We start from the raw sequence: 14,852 nt of genomic DNA on the forward strand, positions 1-14,852 counted from the left end.
CCGCCCCGCAGTCCGCCCCGCAGCCGCCCCCCGGCGTGGCCGAGGCGATGCAGCGCGACCTCGGACTCAGCGCGGAACAGGCCAGAACCCGCCTGGCCAACGAGCAGCAGGCCGGCCGTACCGAGGCGGCGCTGCGCGCGGGCCTCGCCGACCACTTCGCCGGCTCCTGGCTGAACGGCCCCACCGCCACGCTCGTGGTCGCCACCACCGACGCCGCCGCGGTGCCCTCCATCGTCGCCGCAGGCGCCGAGGCCACGGTCGTCGAGCACACGCTGGCCTCGCTCACCGCCGCCAAGGAGGCCCTCGACCGGGCCGCCGCCAAGGCGCCCGGCACGACACCCGTCTGGTACGTGGACGTACGGAGCAACAGCGTCGTCGTGCTGTCCTCCCAGCCGGCCGGGGCCGAGGCGTTCGTCGCCGCCGGCGGCGCGGACCGCGCCCTGGTCCGGATCGAGAAGTCGGCCGAGCGGCCCCGCCCCTTCTACGACCTGCGCGGCGGCGACGCCTACTACATCGGCAGCGGCACCCGCTGCTCGATCGGCTTCCCGGTGACCCGCGGCACCACGAACGGGTTCGTCACCGCCGGTCACTGCGCCGTGGCGAGCTCCACCAGCGGCTCCAACCGGGTCGCCCAGGGCACCTTCCAGGGCTCGTCCTTCCCGGGCAACGACTACGCGTGGGTAGCGGCCAACAGCAACTGGACCTCCCGCCCGTGGGTGTACAGCAACGGGAGCAACCTGCCCGTACGCGGCTCCACCGTGGCGATCGAGGGCGCCTCCGTCTGCCGATCCGGATCGACCACCGGCTGGCACTGCGGCACCGTCCAGCAGCGCAACAGCAGCGTCACGTACCAGGAGGGCACCGTCTACGAGGTGACCCGCACCAACGTCTGCGCCGAGCCCGGCGACTCCGGCGGCTCCTTCATCTCGGGCGACCAGGCCCAGGGCGTCACCTCCGGCGGAACCGGAAACTGCGGCAGCGGCGGCATCACCTACTTCCAGCCGGTCGGCGAGATCCTCTCGGCCTACGGGCTCACCCTGACGGTCGAGGGCGGCGGCAACCCCAGCCCCAGCCCGAGCCCCACCGGAGGCTCCACCTCCTGGCAGGCCGGCACGGCGTACGCGGCGGGCGCCCAGGTGACCTACGCCGGCGTCCCCTACCGGTGCCTCCAGGGACACACGGCGCAGACGGGCTGGGAGCCGCCGAACGTTCCCGCCCTCTGGCAGCGGCTCGGCTGACCCCGCGCGAGCGGCGCGCACCGGCCGTCGCGGCCCCCGTGGCGGCCGGTGCCACCCACCTTGTTCCACCAACGGTTCGAACAGCGAGGACCAACATGTGCATCGACGCCATCGGCCACCTGGAGAAGCTCGGCTCGGAACTGGAACGGCGGCGCTTCGCCGTACGCGTGCGGGCCCGTGAGGGCCATGCCACGCTGAACGTGACCAACGTCGCGGCTCCCGCACTGGCGGAGAGCGTGTTCACCGCCCCCGACGAGGAGGGCGACCTCTGGTTCTGGTTTCCCTGGCAGACCCCCATCGGCCCAGTGGCCGACATCACGGCCGCGGCCGACCGCATCGAGCGGGTCCTGGCCGAGGTCGGGCGTCCGCGTCCCCTGACCGCGGCGTCGGGCGGCCAACCGGTCGGCGAGGTCACGGATGCGGCCGTCGAGCACGCCTGATCCGGTACCAGACGACGAGCAGGTCGATCGCCGCGACAAGGGCGATGAAGGCGGCGATGCCGGCCTCCACGGCCCAGACCGTCAGCCCTGTCGCGGCGGCGGCGTACGCGAAGAAGATCGTGGCCGCGAGCGCGATGGGCAGCGCCACACTGGACAGCACCGCCCGGATGCGGAGCGCGCTGCGCGCCTCCGTCGGTTCGGTCCCTCGCCGGTTTCCCCACATGGGCTCAGCCTTCGGTCGGGGCGGGCCCGAGTGGATCGTGCCCCACGGACTTCAGGGAGTGCCGCCAGCGTTCGTTCCTGGCCGCCGTCGCGGGAGCGCCGGCCATCTTCCCTCGCACGAAGTCGACGACGTGGCGCATCACCTCGAGATCCTCGCCCGTCAGATCGCCCTTGCGCTTCCCGAGCACGTGCAGGACGCCACGCCCCAGTTCCTGGACGCCCAGGTCGGGATCGGCGGGGAAAGCGCTCTCACCGGACGCGGAGGTGAGCAGCCATGAGCGCAGCTCCGCCGACGTCATGTTGACCACCTCGTGGAACTCCTCCCAGAGGAGATCCACCTCGGGGTCGGAACTCTCGGTCATGTGTCCCCCCTTCGACGAGGATCGCCTACCCGCGAGCGCCGCCCCGATGCGGGCGACGGCCCGCGTCCGGAGGAGGTCGGACAAGACGAGACCCCGCCAGGATCGCTCCTGACGGGGTCTCGACGTGTGTGTAACCGGTGCCGGGTCGCCTCTCGGCGAAAGGCACAACGCGGCTCCAGCCGAACGGTAGTCCGCGAAGGCTAAATTAGGTGAGGCCCGGGGACACCTGCACACCGGCCACGTGTCATGTAACCACCGGTCGCCGGGCATTGTTCCCGCCCCGAGAACGTCTTTTTCCGAACCGCCCGACGTCCCCTCAGGAGTGCCGTTTCCCGGCCGGAGGGTAGGGCTGACTCATGGCGCACACGATCGACCGCGACACCGTACAGGACCTACTGGCGAACCACCGGGCCCAGCTCGTCGAGGTGCTGCCCCTGGAGGAGTACGAGTGGGCGCACCTCCCGGGCGCGGCGCACCTGCCGCTGAAGGGACTCGACGAGGAGTCGGCCACGTGGCTGGACGCATCGCGACCGGTGATCGTCTACTGCCACGACCGGATGTGCGACATGAGCCCGCGCGCCGCCCGCCGCCTCGAACGGATCGGCTTCGACCGGGTCCTCGACTACGCCGAGGGCAAGATGGACTGGATCTCCGCCGGGCTGCCCTTCGAGGGGCACGCCGTCCTGGTCGCGCAGGCCGTTCGCCGCGACCCGGTGATCGCCTACCTCGACGACCGGGCCGACGAGGTCGCCGAACGGATCATCGACGACCCGGCCGGGCTCGCCGTGGTGGTCGACCGGGACCGCGTCGTCCAGGGCGTCATCGGCCCCGACGAGCTGAAGGGCGTGCCCCCTGGCGCGACCGCGGAGCACGCCATGCGCTTCGGCGTCACCACGGTACGGCTCAGCGAGGACATGGAGCCCCTGGTCAGGCGGATGGACAGGGCCAAGATCCATCAGATGGTCGTGACCCTGCCCGACGGCAGGCTGGTCGGCCTGTTCGTCCTGGACGCCGTGAGATCCCCCGAATCCGAACCCGACCAGGGATAGCCAGTGATCAGCTCGCCTGGAGCACCATCCGGGCGATCCGTTCGACGGTGGTGAAGTCACCCGCCGAGACGCGGTTCTTCATCACGCCGACGCTGGTCCCTGTGGCGGTGTCCGCGAAGGCCGCGGTCCCGCCGCTGCCGGCCATCCCGAACAGAGTGGGCGCGTCGAACGCCTCGGTCAGCCCGATCGAGAACCCCAGCCCCCAGGTGGCCGGGGCACCGGTGACCTCGTCCATGCCCGTCACCGCCGCCGAGGACAGCTCGCGCAGCCGGTCAGGGGAGACCAGCGTCCCGCCCAGCAACGCGTCGTACATGCGGGCCACCGCGCGGGCCGTCATCGTCGCGCCCGCCGGGATGTCGGAGCTCAGCACGTCGGCGCGGTTACTGAACGCGGCATCGGGAAGCGCCGCCATCGGAGCCGCCGTGTACCCGTCGACCACCCGGAAGAACGGGATCTCGGCCAGCATCTCGGCGGGAAGCTCCATGGCGGGCCCGGCGTCCTCGATCCTGGCCAACCGGCCGAGCTCGTCCCGCGGCACACCGAAGAACAGCTCACCGGCCACGCCGAGCGGGCCCGCCACGTCCTCGCGGAGCACCTGCGAGATCGTCCTGCCGGTCACCCGGCGTACGACCTCGCCGAGGACGTAGCCGTACGTCTGGGGGTGGTACCCGAACCGGGTGCCCGGCTCCCACCACGGCACGGCGGCGGCGATCGCGGCGCACATCGCGTCCCAGTCGCACAGGTCCTCCGGAGTGGTGCCGACCGGCACTCCCGGCACGCCGGTCGCGTGCGTCAGCGCGTGCCGTACGGTCGCCTTCTCCTTGCCGTGGGCGCCGAACTCCGGCCACACGTCCGCGATGGGCGTGTCGTAGTCGAGGACCCCACGCTCGGCGAGCACGTGGACGACGGTCGCGGTCACCCCCTTCCCCGTCGAGGTGGCGTAGACCGGGGTGCCGGATGTGAAGGCGCGGCCCGTCTCCGGGTCGGCGACGCCCGCCACGGCGTCGACCAGGAGCAGGCCGCGCCGGTAGACGGCGACCTGCACCCCACGCTCGACGCCTGACTCGACGAGCTCGTCGATGACGGCCTGCACGTCCCGCTGAAGATCGGTCATGGTGGTTTCCTCTCTCGATGACTCCCTCATGAGACGAGGGGAGCGCGAAAAAGGAATCGGTCGCGCCTCAGAGCGAGGCCGGAAGGCCGAACCGTGCGGCCATCTCACCCCCGTACGTCGTGATCTGGGTCACCAGACCGCCCTCGACCCGCAGGACACCCAGCCAGGAAGGCGAAAAGACGGATTCGCCGGGCTTGCGGAGATACGCGGCGGCGGCGGGCTGCCGGTTCGCCCAGGCAGGGAGAAGCCGCCAGTCGCCCCACGCCTCCGGGCCCACCATCGCGGGCGTCCACGACGCCAGGAACGCCTCCCGTCCCAGGATCCAGATCGGCGCGGGCGGCATCGTCTGCCACACGTCGGCCCGGAGCACCGTCGCGAGCACGGACGGATCGGCCTGCTCGACCGCCTCGATGTAACGCTGCAGGACCGCGCGCTCCTCGCTGGTGGGCTCGGTGGAGGCGCCCCACTCCAGCCGCCGCTCCGGCAGGTGCTCCTTGACCGTCGGCCTGGCCCGCTGCAGCGCGCTCTTCACCGCCGCGACGGTCAGGTCCAGCGACTCGGCGGTCTCCTGCGCCGACCAGCCGAGCACATCGCGCAGGATCAGTACGGCGCGCTGCCGGGGCGGCAGATGCTGGATCGCGACCAGGAAGGCGAGCTCGATCGTCTCGCGGTCGATCACCACGTCGGCCGTGTCCAGCAGCACATCAGGGTACGGCTGGAGCCACGGCACCGCGTCCGAGGCCGGCACGTCGAGCCCGGGATCGGACACGACCGGCGCCGAACGCGGCTGCGGCTGCCGGGGATGCGCCCTGAGGTGGTCCAGGCAGGTGTTGGTGGCGATCCGGTACAGCCAGGCGCGCAGGCCGGATTCGTCCCGCAGGGTGTCCCGTCCGCGCCAGGCCCGCAGGAACGTCTCCTGCACCAGATCCTCGGCCTCGTCGAAGGAGCCGAGCATCCGATAGCAGTGCACGTGCAGCGCACGCCGATGCTCGTCGATCCGCGTGCCGAACCCGTCCACGGCCATCCCTCGATCCGTTCCCACCCGCACAACGATCCCCCGAGTCAACCAGGTTCGTACGGTTCGCGCGGGATGCGGCGGAGATCGGGCGGTGGCGGAGATCGGGCGGTGGCGGGCGGCGCGCGGCGGGCCTCCGGCACGATCATCGGGGCCGGCGGCTCGCCGGCCCACCGCGCTGCTGATCAGTCGAGGCAGAACTCGTTGCCCTCGGGGTCGGCCATGATGATGTGACCGGCGCCGAGTGGGGGAGCGGGCTCGTAGCGCCGGAGCCGGGTGGCGCCGTGGGAGACGAGCCGCTCGGCCTCCGCCTCCATGGCCGCCATCCGCGCGTCGCCCACGAGGCCGGGGGCGGCCCGCACATCGAGGTGCACGCGGTTCTTGGCCTGCTTGCCCTCCGGCACCCGCTGGAAGAACAGCCGCGGCCCGAAGCCCTCGGGGTCGACCACCGCCGAGGCGTCGTTGCGGCTCTCGGGCGGCACGCCCATCGCCTCCAGGGCCTGCTCCCACGACTCGAACCCCTCGGGCGGGTCCTGCAGCCGGTAGCCGAGGGCCTCGGCCCAGAACGCCGCCAACCCGGCCGGGTCGGCGCAGTCAAAGGTGATCTGCACGTCGCGGGCCATCTCAGCTCGCCTCCCGCCGGGTCTGCGGGTGGGTGTGCGGGTGGGTGTGCGGGTGGAGGTCGCGGAGCACGGGGCTCCAGGTCTGGTCGGTCATGGTGTCCACCCTGCCGCATATAGCGGACAGGATCGTTCCGCGATCTGTGGAACGATGAGCGCGTGACAGTCGAGGCGACGACCGAGCGGGTGCTGCGGTTACTGGCGCTGCTGCAGCACCGGCCGTCCTGGACCGCCGCCGAACTCGCCGCCGAACTGGGGGTCACCGACCGCTCGGTGCGCCGCGACGTGGAGCGGCTGCGCGCGCTCGGCTACCCCGTGCACGCGACGGCGGGCGTCGGCGGCGGCTACCAGCTCGGCGCGGGCACCCGGCTGCCGCCGCTGCTCCTCGACGACGAGGAGGCGATCGCGACGGCGGTGTCCCTGCGGCTGGCGTCGGGGGGCACGGTCGCCGGGGCGGGCGAGGCGGCATTGCGGGCGCTCGCGAAGCTCGACCAGGTGATGCCGCCCCGGCTGCGCGCCGAGGTGCGGGCGGTGTACGGCGCCACCGAGACCCTGCTCGGCCCCGGAGTCGAGATCGACGCGGAGCTGCTGGTGACACTCGCGCGGGCCTGTCGCGACGCCGTACGGGTGCGGTTCCGGTACGCCGGCCGCGACGGCGGGGAGCGCGAGCGCACGGTCGAGCCGGTACGGATGGTCGCCACCGGCCGCCGCTGGTACCTGATGGCCTGGGACGTCGACCGCGACGACTGGCGCACCTTCCGGCTGGACCGGATGCGCGAGGTGGCGGCGACGACCTGGCGCTTCCGGGCGAGGGAGCATCCGGACCCGGTCGCCTACGTGCAGCGGTCCGTGACCGAGGCGCCGTACCGGTATCTCGCCCGGGTGCGGGTGCACGCCCGGCCCGATCGGGTGCGGGAGCTGGTGCCGCCCCAGGTGGGGCGCGTCGAGGATGATCGCGACGGGTGGTGTGTGCTCGTCGTCGGCGGGGAGGACCTGGACCGGATCGCCGTGCACGTGGCCCGGCTGGGCTTTGAGGCTGAGGTGCTGGAGCCTCCGGAGTTGCGGGAGGCCGCCGCCCTGCTCGCCCGCCGCCTCGCGGCGATGGCCGGGACCGGCTGACGGACCCGGTCAGTCCGTGCTCGACACCGTGCCGGCGGGTCGAGCGTCCGCTGCGGGTACGGCGGTAGCGGGGCAGGTGCTCCAGGACCGGGGCTGCCGGAAGCGGCCCACGCGGCTCGAGTGGGCGGGTCAGCCGAGCTTGAGCAGCAGTTCGGTGAGCTCGGCCGGCATGGTGATCATGCAGTCGTGGCCCGTCTCCAGTTCCCACACCTGTGCCGGGCTGCCGTTGGGCTGTATCGCTGGGACGGGCCGCCGCTCGATGCCCTCCGGTACGCCGACGACGCAGTGAATGTGCGTCCGCGGAATCATGCGCACGGCCGGGTTGTCCAGCCGGACCGGTTGCCGGAGGCAGAGCACCGGCTGATCCGACAACATCGTCCGCAGCCACGCCACGTCCGCCGGGTCGGTGACCCCGAACAGGCCCAGGGGCGGCGGCGACTCGGGCATCGGCGGGATCCGCCAGCCGACCTCGGACTCCGCGGCGCGGTCGATGAGGGCCTGGGTCACGGGATGCACATCGACCGCGCTCTCGCCGTCCTCCGGGACCATCGCGTCGAGATAGACCAGATGGGCGATCCGATCCGGGATCCGGTTGGCGGCGGACGAGATGACCAGCCCGGCGTAGCTGTGGCCCACCAGGATCACGTCGGTGAGGTCCTCCTCGTCGATCAGCCTGACGATGTCGTCGACGTGCGTGTCCAGCCCTACCTCGGGGCCGAGCAGATGCGCCTTGTCGCCGGAGCCGGTCAGCGACGGCGCGACCACCCGATGCCCGGCCGATGCCAGCAACGGGACCACCCGCTCCCAGCATTGCCCGCTGTGCCAGGCCCCGTGTACGAGCAAAAATGTTGACATGGTGTCGCTCCTTGTTCGCGGAAGGGACCACCAGCCGATTTCGCCGGCGTTCGTCCCGGAAGTGAGGTTTCCGCTCACCCGCTGACAGAGCCAGAGCCCCCGCGATCCTGGGTGTGACAGGACCAGGCACGCACGAAAGTGCGCGAATTACAGTGGGGACATGAGGGACGAATCCAACCTTCTGGGCGATTACGTACGCGCCCGCCGGGAGCTCGTCACTCCTGAACAGGCCGGCATCCCCTCCGTGGGCGTACGGCGCGTGCCGGGCCTGCGCCGGGAGGAGGTCGCGATGCTCGCCGGCATCAGCGCCGACTACTACCTGCGCCTGGAACAGGGCCGCGACCGCAACCCCTCCGCGCAGGTCCTCGAGTCCCTCGCCCGCGTGCTGCTGCTCGACGACGACGCGACGGCCTACCTGCTACGCCTCGGGGCGGGAAAACCCCGGCGGCGACGGCGACCCCGGAAGGAAACCGTCCCTCCTGGCGTCGCCAAGCTCGTCGTCGCGCTCCCGCTCCCCGCGTACGTGGAGGGCCGCTATTTCGATGTCCTCGCCGCCAATGCGCTGGCGACCGCTCTGTCGCCGCGACTCGTGGCGGGGGGCAACCGCCTGCGGGACGTGTTCCTCGACCCCGCCGAGCAGGCCCTCTACCCGGACTGGGAGGACGCCGCGCAGGGCATGGTCGCCGGTTTCCGTGAGTCCGTCGGCACCGACACGGACGACCCCCGATTCATCGAACTCGTCGGCGAACTCTCCCTCGCCAGCCCTCGCTTCAGCAGGCTCTGGGCCCGCCACGACGTGAACACATGCGAAGGCACACCCAAGCACATCGACCACCCCCAGGTCGGTGGCCTCTGGCTGAACCGGGAGAGATTGGGCGTCAGCGGCGCGACAGGTCAGACGCTCGTCGTCCTCCACCCGGACCCCGGCACCGACAGTGCCGACAAGCTGGCGCTCCTCGATCTCTGTCACCTGGGCGGGGCCGGCCCGCTGACGAATGGCCAACAAACGACCAAAAGGCCAGGTCCCTGATCGTGGGAACTGGCCTCTGAACTGATGCTTCGTGGTGGGGCTACCAGGACTTGAACCTGGGACCTCTTCCTTATCAGGGAAGCGCTCTAACCGACTGAGCTATAGCCCCTTGCACGCGCCACGAACGTTACCGCATCCGCTGGGCGGAGGCGAATTCCGTTGCTCGAACGAGGAAAAGCTTACCGTGTTTCGAAGGCTGCTCGCGCCTCCGGTCAGTACGGCCACCGCCGGGGCGGCGGCCGTACCGCGGGCTATTCGGCCTCGCTGAAGGTGACCTCGATGCCACCGACCAGCGAAGACGACAGGTTGTAGATGACGGCGCCCAGGGTGGACAGCGCGGTGATGAGGACGACGTTGACCGCACCGAGCAGGGCCGTGTAGCCGAGGATGCGGACGGGGTCGAACCAGGCGTCGATGCTCTGGGCGAGATCACTCGTCGCCTTACCGCCGTCACCGGACGTCAACTGGGTGACGGCGTCGGTGATGGTGTCGAAGACGCCGAGCGCCGAGAGCACGCCGTACAGCACGGCCACGGCGACGAACAGCACCACGAAGCAGACCAGCGACAGGACGAAGCTGAACTTCATCGCCGACCACGGCTCCACCCGGCGCAGCACCAGGTGGGCCTTGCGCGGGGCGCGGATGCCGGGCTTGTCCGGAGCCGGGTCGGTCCGCACGACCGGCTCGGAGCCGCCGGCCGCGGTGGCCGCACCGGCTCCCGGCTTCGGCGGGGCGCCCATGGAAGGCCGGGGGTAGGCGGCGGTCGGCCCGGGGCCGGCCACCTGCCTACCTGAGGAGGAGTTACCGGGGCCGTTGACGCCGGGGCCGCCCGGTCCCGGATTGCCACCGGGACGCTGCGGGCCGCCGGCAGGGGTGCCGCCGGGCTTACCGACGGGGTTACCGCCGCCGGGATTGCCGCCGGGACGCGGAGCGCCGTCACCGGACGGCTTCCACGACGCGTCCGGCCCAGCGGGCCGGACGCGGACGGTGTCCCCGGATTTGTTGTCCTTGCCGGGAGGTGTCACATCATCAGCATCGCGCGCCACCCCAGCGACGCTACCGCTTTCGCCGACCCGCTCGGTCACCTGATCCCGCATCGGAGAAGATGCGGGACGGGCGCCTCCCGGCTTCTTCTTGGGCGCGCCGGCCGCGTTCCCGCCGCTGGAGTTGCTCATGCCTCGTCTCCTGCCCCGTTTTCCTCGGTCTCCAACGACTCGGCATTCCGAGCAAGGGCCACGACGCTGTCGCCTTCGGCGAGGTTCATCAGGCGCACACCCATGGTCTGCCGGCCGGACTGCTTGATCTCACCGGCACTGGTCCGGATCACCCCACCGGCAGAGGTGATCGCGAAAACCTCATCCTCAGGACGAACCATGACGGCTCCGACCAGCTTGCCACGAGCGCTGACGATTTTCGCCGTAAGCACGCCCTTGCCGCCACGGCCCTGAACCGGATATTGACTCGCTGGCGTGCGCTTTGCATAGCCGCCCTCGGTCGCGACCAGCACGTCGTCGCCGTCGCCGATGACGTTCATCGCGAGGAGTTCGTCACCGTCGAGGAACCGCATGCCGATCACACCGCTGGTGGCGCGGCCCATCGGGCGGAGCGCCTCGTCGGAGGCGGTGAACCGGATCGACTGCGCGTCCTTGGAGACGAGGAGCAGGTCGTCGTCCTCGGAGACGAGCCGGGCCGCGATCACCTCGTCGTCGTCGCGCAGGTTGATCGCGATGAGACCACCGGAGCGCGGCGAGTCGTACTCGGAGAGCCGGGTCTTCTTCACCAGACCGCTGCGCGTGGCCAGCACCAGGTACGGCGCCACGTCGTAGTCACGGAGGTCGAGGATCTCCATGACGTGCTCGTCGGGCTGCATGGCGAGCAGGTTCGCCAGGTGCTGCCCGCGCGCGTCCCGGCCCGAGTCCGGCAGCTCGTACGCCTTGACCCGGTAGACCCGCCCCTTGTTGGTGAAGGCGAGCAGCCAGTGGTGCGTGGTGGTCACGAAGAAGTGCTCGACGATGTCGTCCTGGCGCAGCTGCGCGCCCCTGACGCCCTTGCCGCCGCGCTTCTGCGCGCGGTAGAGGTCCATGTTGGTGCGCTTCGCGTACCCGCCACGGGTGATCGTGACGACCATGTCCTCTTCGGCGATCAGGTCCTCGATCGACATGTCGCCCTCGTAGGCGATGATCTCGGTCTTCCGCTCGTCGCCGAACTTGGCCACGATCTCACCGAGCTCCTCGGAGACGATGGACCGCTGCCGCTCGGGCGAGGCGAGGATGCTCTGGTAGTCGGCGATCTGCGCCATCAGGCCGTCGTACTCGTCCTGGATCTGCTGCCGTTCGAGAGCGGCCAGCTTGCGCAGCTGCATGTCGAGGATGGCCTGCGCCTGGACCTGGTCGATCTCCAGCAGCGTCATCAGGCCGCCCTGGGCCTCGGCCGCCGACGGGGACCGCCGGATGAGGGCGATGACCTCGTCCATCCGGTCGAGCGCCCGGAGCAGACCGCGCAGGATGTGCGCCCGCTCCTCGGCCTTGCGCAGCAGGAACCTGGTCCGCCGGACGACGACCTCGATCTGGTGCTCGACGTAGTACTTGACGAACTGGTCGAGCCGCAGCGTGCGCGGCACCCCGTCCACCAGGGCGATCATGTTCGCCCCGAACGTGGTCTGCAGCTGGGTGTGCTTGTACAGGTTGTTCAGCACGACCTTGGCCACGGCGTCGCGCTTGAGCACGATCACCAGCCGCTGGCCGGTACGCGAGGAGGTCTCGTCGCGTACGTCGGCGATGCCGGTGATCCGGCCGTCCTTGACCAGCTCCGCGATGGTGAGGGCGAGGTTGTCGGGGTTCACCTGGTACGGCAGGGCCGTCACGACCAGGCACTGCCGGCCCTTGGCGTCCTCCTCGACCTCCACGATCGCCCGCATGGTGATCGAGCCGCGACCCGTGCGGTAGGCGTCGTCGATGCCCCTGCGGCCGACGATCAGCGCGCCGGTCGGGAAGTCGGGCCCCTTCACCCGGGCGATGAGCGCCTCGAGCAGCTCCTCCTCGCTCGCCTCGGGGTTCTCCAGGCACCACTTCACCCCTGCGGCGACCTCACGGAGGTTGTGCATCGGGATGTTCGTCGCCATGCCGACCGCGATGCCGGCGGCACCGTTGACCAGCAGGTTCGGGAACCGCGACGGCAGGACGACCGGCTCCTGCGAGCGCCCGTCGTAGTTGGGCTGGAAGTCGACGGTGTCCTTGTCGATGTCCCGGAGCATCTCCATGGCGATCGGCGCGAGGCGGCACTCGGTGTACCGCATCGCGGCGGCCGGGTCGTTGCCCGGCGAGCCGAAGTTGCCCTGGCCGTCGACCAGCGGGTAACGCAGCGACCAGGGCTGCGCCAGCCGCACGACGGTGTCGTAGATCGACGTGTCGCCGTGCGGGTGGTAGGAGCCCATGACGTCACCGACGACGCGGGAGCACTTGAAATATCCGCGGTCGGGCCGGTAGCCGCCGTCGAACATGGCGTACAGGACACGGCGGTGCACCGGCTTCAGTCCGTCACGCACATCGGGCAGGGCACGCGACACGATGACCGACATCGCGTAGTCCATGTAGCTGCGCTGCATCTCGGACTGGATGTCGACCGGTTCGATGCGGTCGGCGGGCGGTCCAGGCGGAGTGTTCACTTCCGTCACGAAAAGTCAGTCCTTACACGTCGAGGAAGCGGACGTCACGGGCGTTGCGGATGATGAAGTTCCTGCGGGCTTCCACGTCCTCGCCCATCAGTACGGTGAACAGCTCGTCCGCCTGCGCGGCGTCGTCGAGCGTCACCTGGAGGAGGATCCGGGAGTGCGGGTTCATGGTGGTGTCCCACAGCTGCGCGGCGTTCATCTCGCCGAGACCCTTGAAGCGCTGGACGCCGTCGTGCATACGCGGGTCGCGCTTGCCGCGCGCGATGCCGTCCTCGATGATCGCGTCGCGCTCCCGGTCGGAGAACGCGTACGACGCGTCCTCGCCCTTGCGGTCCCACTTGATCTTGTAGAGCGGAGGCTGGGAGAGATAGACGTGCCCTGCCTCGATCAGCGGCCGCATGAAGCGGAACAGCAACGTCAGCAGCAGGGTGGTGATGTGCTGGCCGTCGACGTCGGCGTCGGCCATCAGGATGAGCTTGTGGTAGCGGAGCTTGGTGATGTCGAACTCGTCGTGCACACCGGTGCCGAGCGCGGTGATCATCGCCTGGACCTCGTTGTTCTTGAGGACCCTGTCGATGCGTGCCTTCTCGACGTTGAGGATCTTGCCGCGGAGGGGCAGGATCGCCTGGAACTTCGGATCCCGTCCGCCCTTGGCGGAGCCGCCGGCCGAGTCACCCTCGACGATGTAGAGCTCGCACTTCTCCGGCTCGGACCACTGGCAGTCGGCCAGCTTGCCCGGCAGGCCGCTCCCGCTCTCCAGCAGCGACTTGCGCCGCGTGAGGTCACGGGCCTGGCGCGCGGCGATGCGCGCGCGTGAGGCCTGGAGCGACTTGCCGATGATGTCCTTGGCCTCGCCGGGGTTGCGCTCGAACCAGTCGCGCAGGTGGTCGTTGCATGCCTTCTGCACGAACGACTTGGCCTCGGTGTTGCCGAGCTTGGTCTTGGTCTGGCCCTCGAACTGCGGGTCGGCGAGCTTCACCGAGATGATCGCGGTGAGTCCCTCACGGATGTCGTCACCGGTGAGGTTGTCGTCCTTGCCCTCCTTGAGGAACTTCTGCTCGCGCGCGTAGCGGTTGACGATGCTGGTCAGCGCCGCGCGAAAGCCCTCCTCGTGGGTGCCGCCCTCGGCCGTATTGATCGTGTTGGCGAAGGTGTAGACCGACTCGGAATAGGACGCGTTCCACTGCATGGCGATCTCGACCGAGATGCCGTCGCCGTGCTCCTCGAAGTCGATGACGGAGCCGTGGATGGGCTCCTTCTTCTTGTTGAGGTGGCCGACGAAGTCGGACAGCCCGCCCTCGTAGTGGTAGGTCGCGACGACCGGCTCGCCGTCGATGTGGTCCGGCCGCTCGTCCCTGATGGTGATCGTCAGGCCCTTGTTGAGGAAGGCCATCTCCTGGAACCGGCGCGAGAGCGTCTCGAAGTTCCAGGTGGTCGTCTCGAAGATCTCGTCGTCGGCCCAGAACGTGATCGTGGTTCCGGTGCTGTCGGTCGGCTCGCCCTTGTGCAGCGGGGCGGTCGGCTTGGACTGCTCGTATGTCTGGGTCCAGTAGTAGCCGTCCGTGCGGATCTCCACGTCGAGCCGCGTGGACAGCGCGTTCACCACGGACACGCCGACGCCGTGCAGACCGCCGGAGACGGCGTACGACTGGCTGTCGAACTTGCCACCGGCGTGCAGCGTGGTGAGGACGAGCTCGACCGCGGGCCGCTTTTCCACAGGGTGTTCACCGACGGGGATGCCACGGCCGTTGTCGACGACCCTGACCCCGTTGTCCGCGAGGAGCGTCACCTCAATGGTGTCGCAGTACCCCGCCAGGGCCTCGTCGACCGAGTTGTCCACAACCTCGTAGACCAGGTGGTGGAGACCGCGCTCGCCCGTCGAGCCGATGTACATGCCGGGGCGCTTGCGGACCGCTTCCAGACCTTCGAGAACGGTGATAGAGCTAGCGTCGTAGGACAAGTGCGAAATCCTCCTGCCGAGGACACGTGGCGAGCGAGACCCCTGCTGGCTGCCCCTGCCGTGCCCGTCACCGTCGTGAGTAAGCCCCGTGCGATCACCCAGAGGAAACCGGCCTCGAACCGGGGTGACGCGCAAGCGGACCGTGTCCTTGAGTCCGC

At 70.2% G+C, this 14,852-nt stretch carries 14 protein-coding genes and 1 tRNA gene; 5 read left to right on the forward strand and 10 right to left on the reverse strand.

Annotated features, from left to right (window positions below; genetic code table 11):
- The coding region (locus IMZ11_RS14580; RefSeq protein ID WP_228641654.1) for an alpha-lytic protease prodomain-containing protein at positions 1–1,238 on the forward strand (1,238 nt) is incomplete at its 5' end.
- A 95-nt stretch (positions 1,239–1,333) separates the two neighbouring features.
- Positions 1,334–1,678, forward strand: coding sequence for a hypothetical protein (locus tag IMZ11_RS14585; protein WP_228641656.1), 345 nt, complete (start codon positions 1,334–1,336; stop codon positions 1,676–1,678).
- Here IMZ11_RS14585 and IMZ11_RS14590 read toward each other — a convergent pair.
- The gene (locus IMZ11_RS14590; protein WP_228641658.1) at positions 1,650–1,901 is read right to left on the reverse strand and encodes a DUF6343 family protein; all 252 of its coding nucleotides are present in this window, start codon (positions 1,899–1,901) and stop codon (positions 1,650–1,652) included. The genes IMZ11_RS14585 and IMZ11_RS14590 overlap by 29 nt on opposite strands.
- 4 nt (positions 1,902–1,905) lie before the next feature.
- Positions 1,906–2,262, reverse strand: a complete 357-nt coding sequence (locus tag IMZ11_RS14595; protein WP_228641660.1) for a DUF3140 domain-containing protein — start codon at positions 2,260–2,262, stop codon at positions 1,906–1,908.
- Between the two features lie 356 nt (positions 2,263–2,618).
- Between IMZ11_RS14595 and IMZ11_RS14600 the strand changes: the two genes are divergently transcribed.
- Positions 2,619–3,311: a rhodanese-like domain-containing protein gene (locus IMZ11_RS14600; RefSeq protein ID WP_061256043.1), complete on the forward strand. Its 693-nt coding sequence runs from the start codon at positions 2,619–2,621 to the stop codon at positions 3,309–3,311.
- Between the two features lie 7 nt (positions 3,312–3,318).
- Here the strand turns inward: IMZ11_RS14600 and IMZ11_RS14605 are convergent, their stop codons facing one another.
- The 3 genes from IMZ11_RS14605 to IMZ11_RS14615 all read right to left on the reverse strand — a co-directional run bounded on the left by IMZ11_RS14605 (position 3,319) and on the right by IMZ11_RS14615 (position 6,063).
- On the reverse strand, positions 3,319–4,425 hold the full coding sequence (locus IMZ11_RS14605; protein ID WP_228641662.1) for a serine hydrolase domain-containing protein: 1,107 nt from the start codon (positions 4,423–4,425) through the stop codon (positions 3,319–3,321).
- Positions 4,426–4,492: 67 nt separating this feature from the next.
- The gene (locus tag IMZ11_RS14610) at positions 4,493–5,467 is read right to left on the reverse strand and encodes an RNA polymerase subunit sigma-70 (RefSeq protein WP_228641664.1); all 975 of its coding nucleotides are present in this window, start codon (positions 5,465–5,467) and stop codon (positions 4,493–4,495) included.
- A 158-nt stretch (positions 5,468–5,625) separates the two neighbouring features.
- Complete coding sequence (locus IMZ11_RS14615; RefSeq protein WP_228641666.1) at positions 5,626–6,063, reverse strand: VOC family protein; 438 nt, start codon at positions 6,061–6,063, stop codon at positions 5,626–5,628.
- A 156-nt stretch (positions 6,064–6,219) separates the two neighbouring features.
- On the opposite strand from IMZ11_RS14615, the gene IMZ11_RS14620 reads away from it, so the two are divergent.
- Entirely contained in the window at positions 6,220–7,179 is a 960-nt protein-coding gene (locus IMZ11_RS14620) for a YafY family protein (protein ID WP_228641668.1), read from the forward strand.
- 129 nt (positions 7,180–7,308) lie between these two features.
- Here IMZ11_RS14620 and IMZ11_RS14625 read toward each other — a convergent pair whose 3' ends face one another.
- A complete protein-coding gene (locus IMZ11_RS14625) occupies positions 7,309–8,034 on the reverse strand; it encodes an alpha/beta fold hydrolase (RefSeq protein WP_228641670.1) in 726 nt (241 codons plus the stop codon).
- A gap of 160 nt (positions 8,035–8,194) precedes the next feature.
- On the opposite strand from IMZ11_RS14625, the gene IMZ11_RS14630 reads away from it, so the two are divergent.
- A complete protein-coding gene (locus IMZ11_RS14630) occupies positions 8,195–9,064 on the forward strand; it encodes a helix-turn-helix domain-containing protein (RefSeq protein ID WP_228641672.1) in 870 nt (289 codons plus the stop codon).
- Between the two features lie 32 nt (positions 9,065–9,096).
- On the opposite strand, the gene IMZ11_RS14635 is transcribed toward IMZ11_RS14630, so the two are convergent.
- From IMZ11_RS14635 to gyrB, 4 genes are all read right to left on the reverse strand, one after another.
- Positions 9,097–9,173: transfer RNA gene (locus IMZ11_RS14635), tRNA-Ile, on the reverse strand.
- A 142-nt stretch (positions 9,174–9,315) separates the two neighbouring features.
- Positions 9,316–10,239 (reverse strand): DUF3566 domain-containing protein, encoded by a 924-nt coding sequence (locus IMZ11_RS46705; RefSeq protein ID WP_255706461.1) that lies wholly within the window; start codon positions 10,237–10,239, stop codon positions 9,316–9,318.
- On the reverse strand, positions 10,236–12,737 hold the full coding sequence (gyrA, locus tag IMZ11_RS14645) for a DNA gyrase subunit A (protein WP_228641674.1): 2,502 nt from the start codon (positions 12,735–12,737) through the stop codon (positions 10,236–10,238). Before gyrA ends, IMZ11_RS46705 begins: the two co-directional genes overlap by 4 nt.
- 13 nt (positions 12,738–12,750) lie before the next feature.
- On the reverse strand, positions 12,751–14,694 hold the full coding sequence (gene gyrB / locus IMZ11_RS14650; protein WP_228641676.1) for a DNA topoisomerase (ATP-hydrolyzing) subunit B: 1,944 nt from the start codon (positions 14,692–14,694) through the stop codon (positions 12,751–12,753).
- Between the last annotated feature and the right edge of the window lie 158 nt (positions 14,695–14,852).

Source organism: Microtetraspora sp. AC03309, assembly GCF_020826795.1.
In the GTDB taxonomy this organism is placed as follows: domain Bacteria; phylum Actinomycetota; class Actinomycetes; order Streptosporangiales; family Streptosporangiaceae; genus Microtetraspora; species Microtetraspora glauca.

What these genes read in the sequence shown, in the direction of transcription:
- IMZ11_RS14585 (WP_228641656.1), top strand. Translation starts at nt 1,334, where the DNA reads ATGTGCATCGACGCCATCGGCCACCTGGAGAAGCTCGGCTCGGAACTG.
- IMZ11_RS14590 (WP_228641658.1), bottom strand. Translation starts at nt 1,901, where the DNA reads ATGTGGGGAAACCGGCGAGGGACCGAACCGACGGAGGCGCGCAGCGCG.
- IMZ11_RS14595 (WP_228641660.1), bottom strand. Translation starts at nt 2,262, where the DNA reads ATGACCGAGAGTTCCGACCCCGAGGTGGATCTCCTCTGGGAGGAGTTC.
- IMZ11_RS14600 (WP_061256043.1), top strand. Translation starts at nt 2,619, where the DNA reads ATGGCGCACACGATCGACCGCGACACCGTACAGGACCTACTGGCGAAC.
- IMZ11_RS14605 (WP_228641662.1), bottom strand. Translation starts at nt 4,425, where the DNA reads ATGACCGATCTTCAGCGGGACGTGCAGGCCGTCATCGACGAGCTCGTC.
- IMZ11_RS14615 (WP_228641666.1), bottom strand. Translation starts at nt 6,063, where the DNA reads ATGGCCCGCGACGTGCAGATCACCTTTGACTGCGCCGACCCGGCCGGG.
- IMZ11_RS14625 (WP_228641670.1), bottom strand. Translation starts at nt 8,034, where the DNA reads ATGTCAACATTTTTGCTCGTACACGGGGCCTGGCACAGCGGGCAATGC.
- IMZ11_RS14630 (WP_228641672.1), top strand. Translation starts at nt 8,195, where the DNA reads ATGAGGGACGAATCCAACCTTCTGGGCGATTACGTACGCGCCCGCCGG.
- IMZ11_RS46705 (WP_255706461.1), bottom strand. Translation starts at nt 10,239, where the DNA reads ATGAGCAACTCCAGCGGCGGGAACGCGGCCGGCGCGCCCAAGAAGAAG.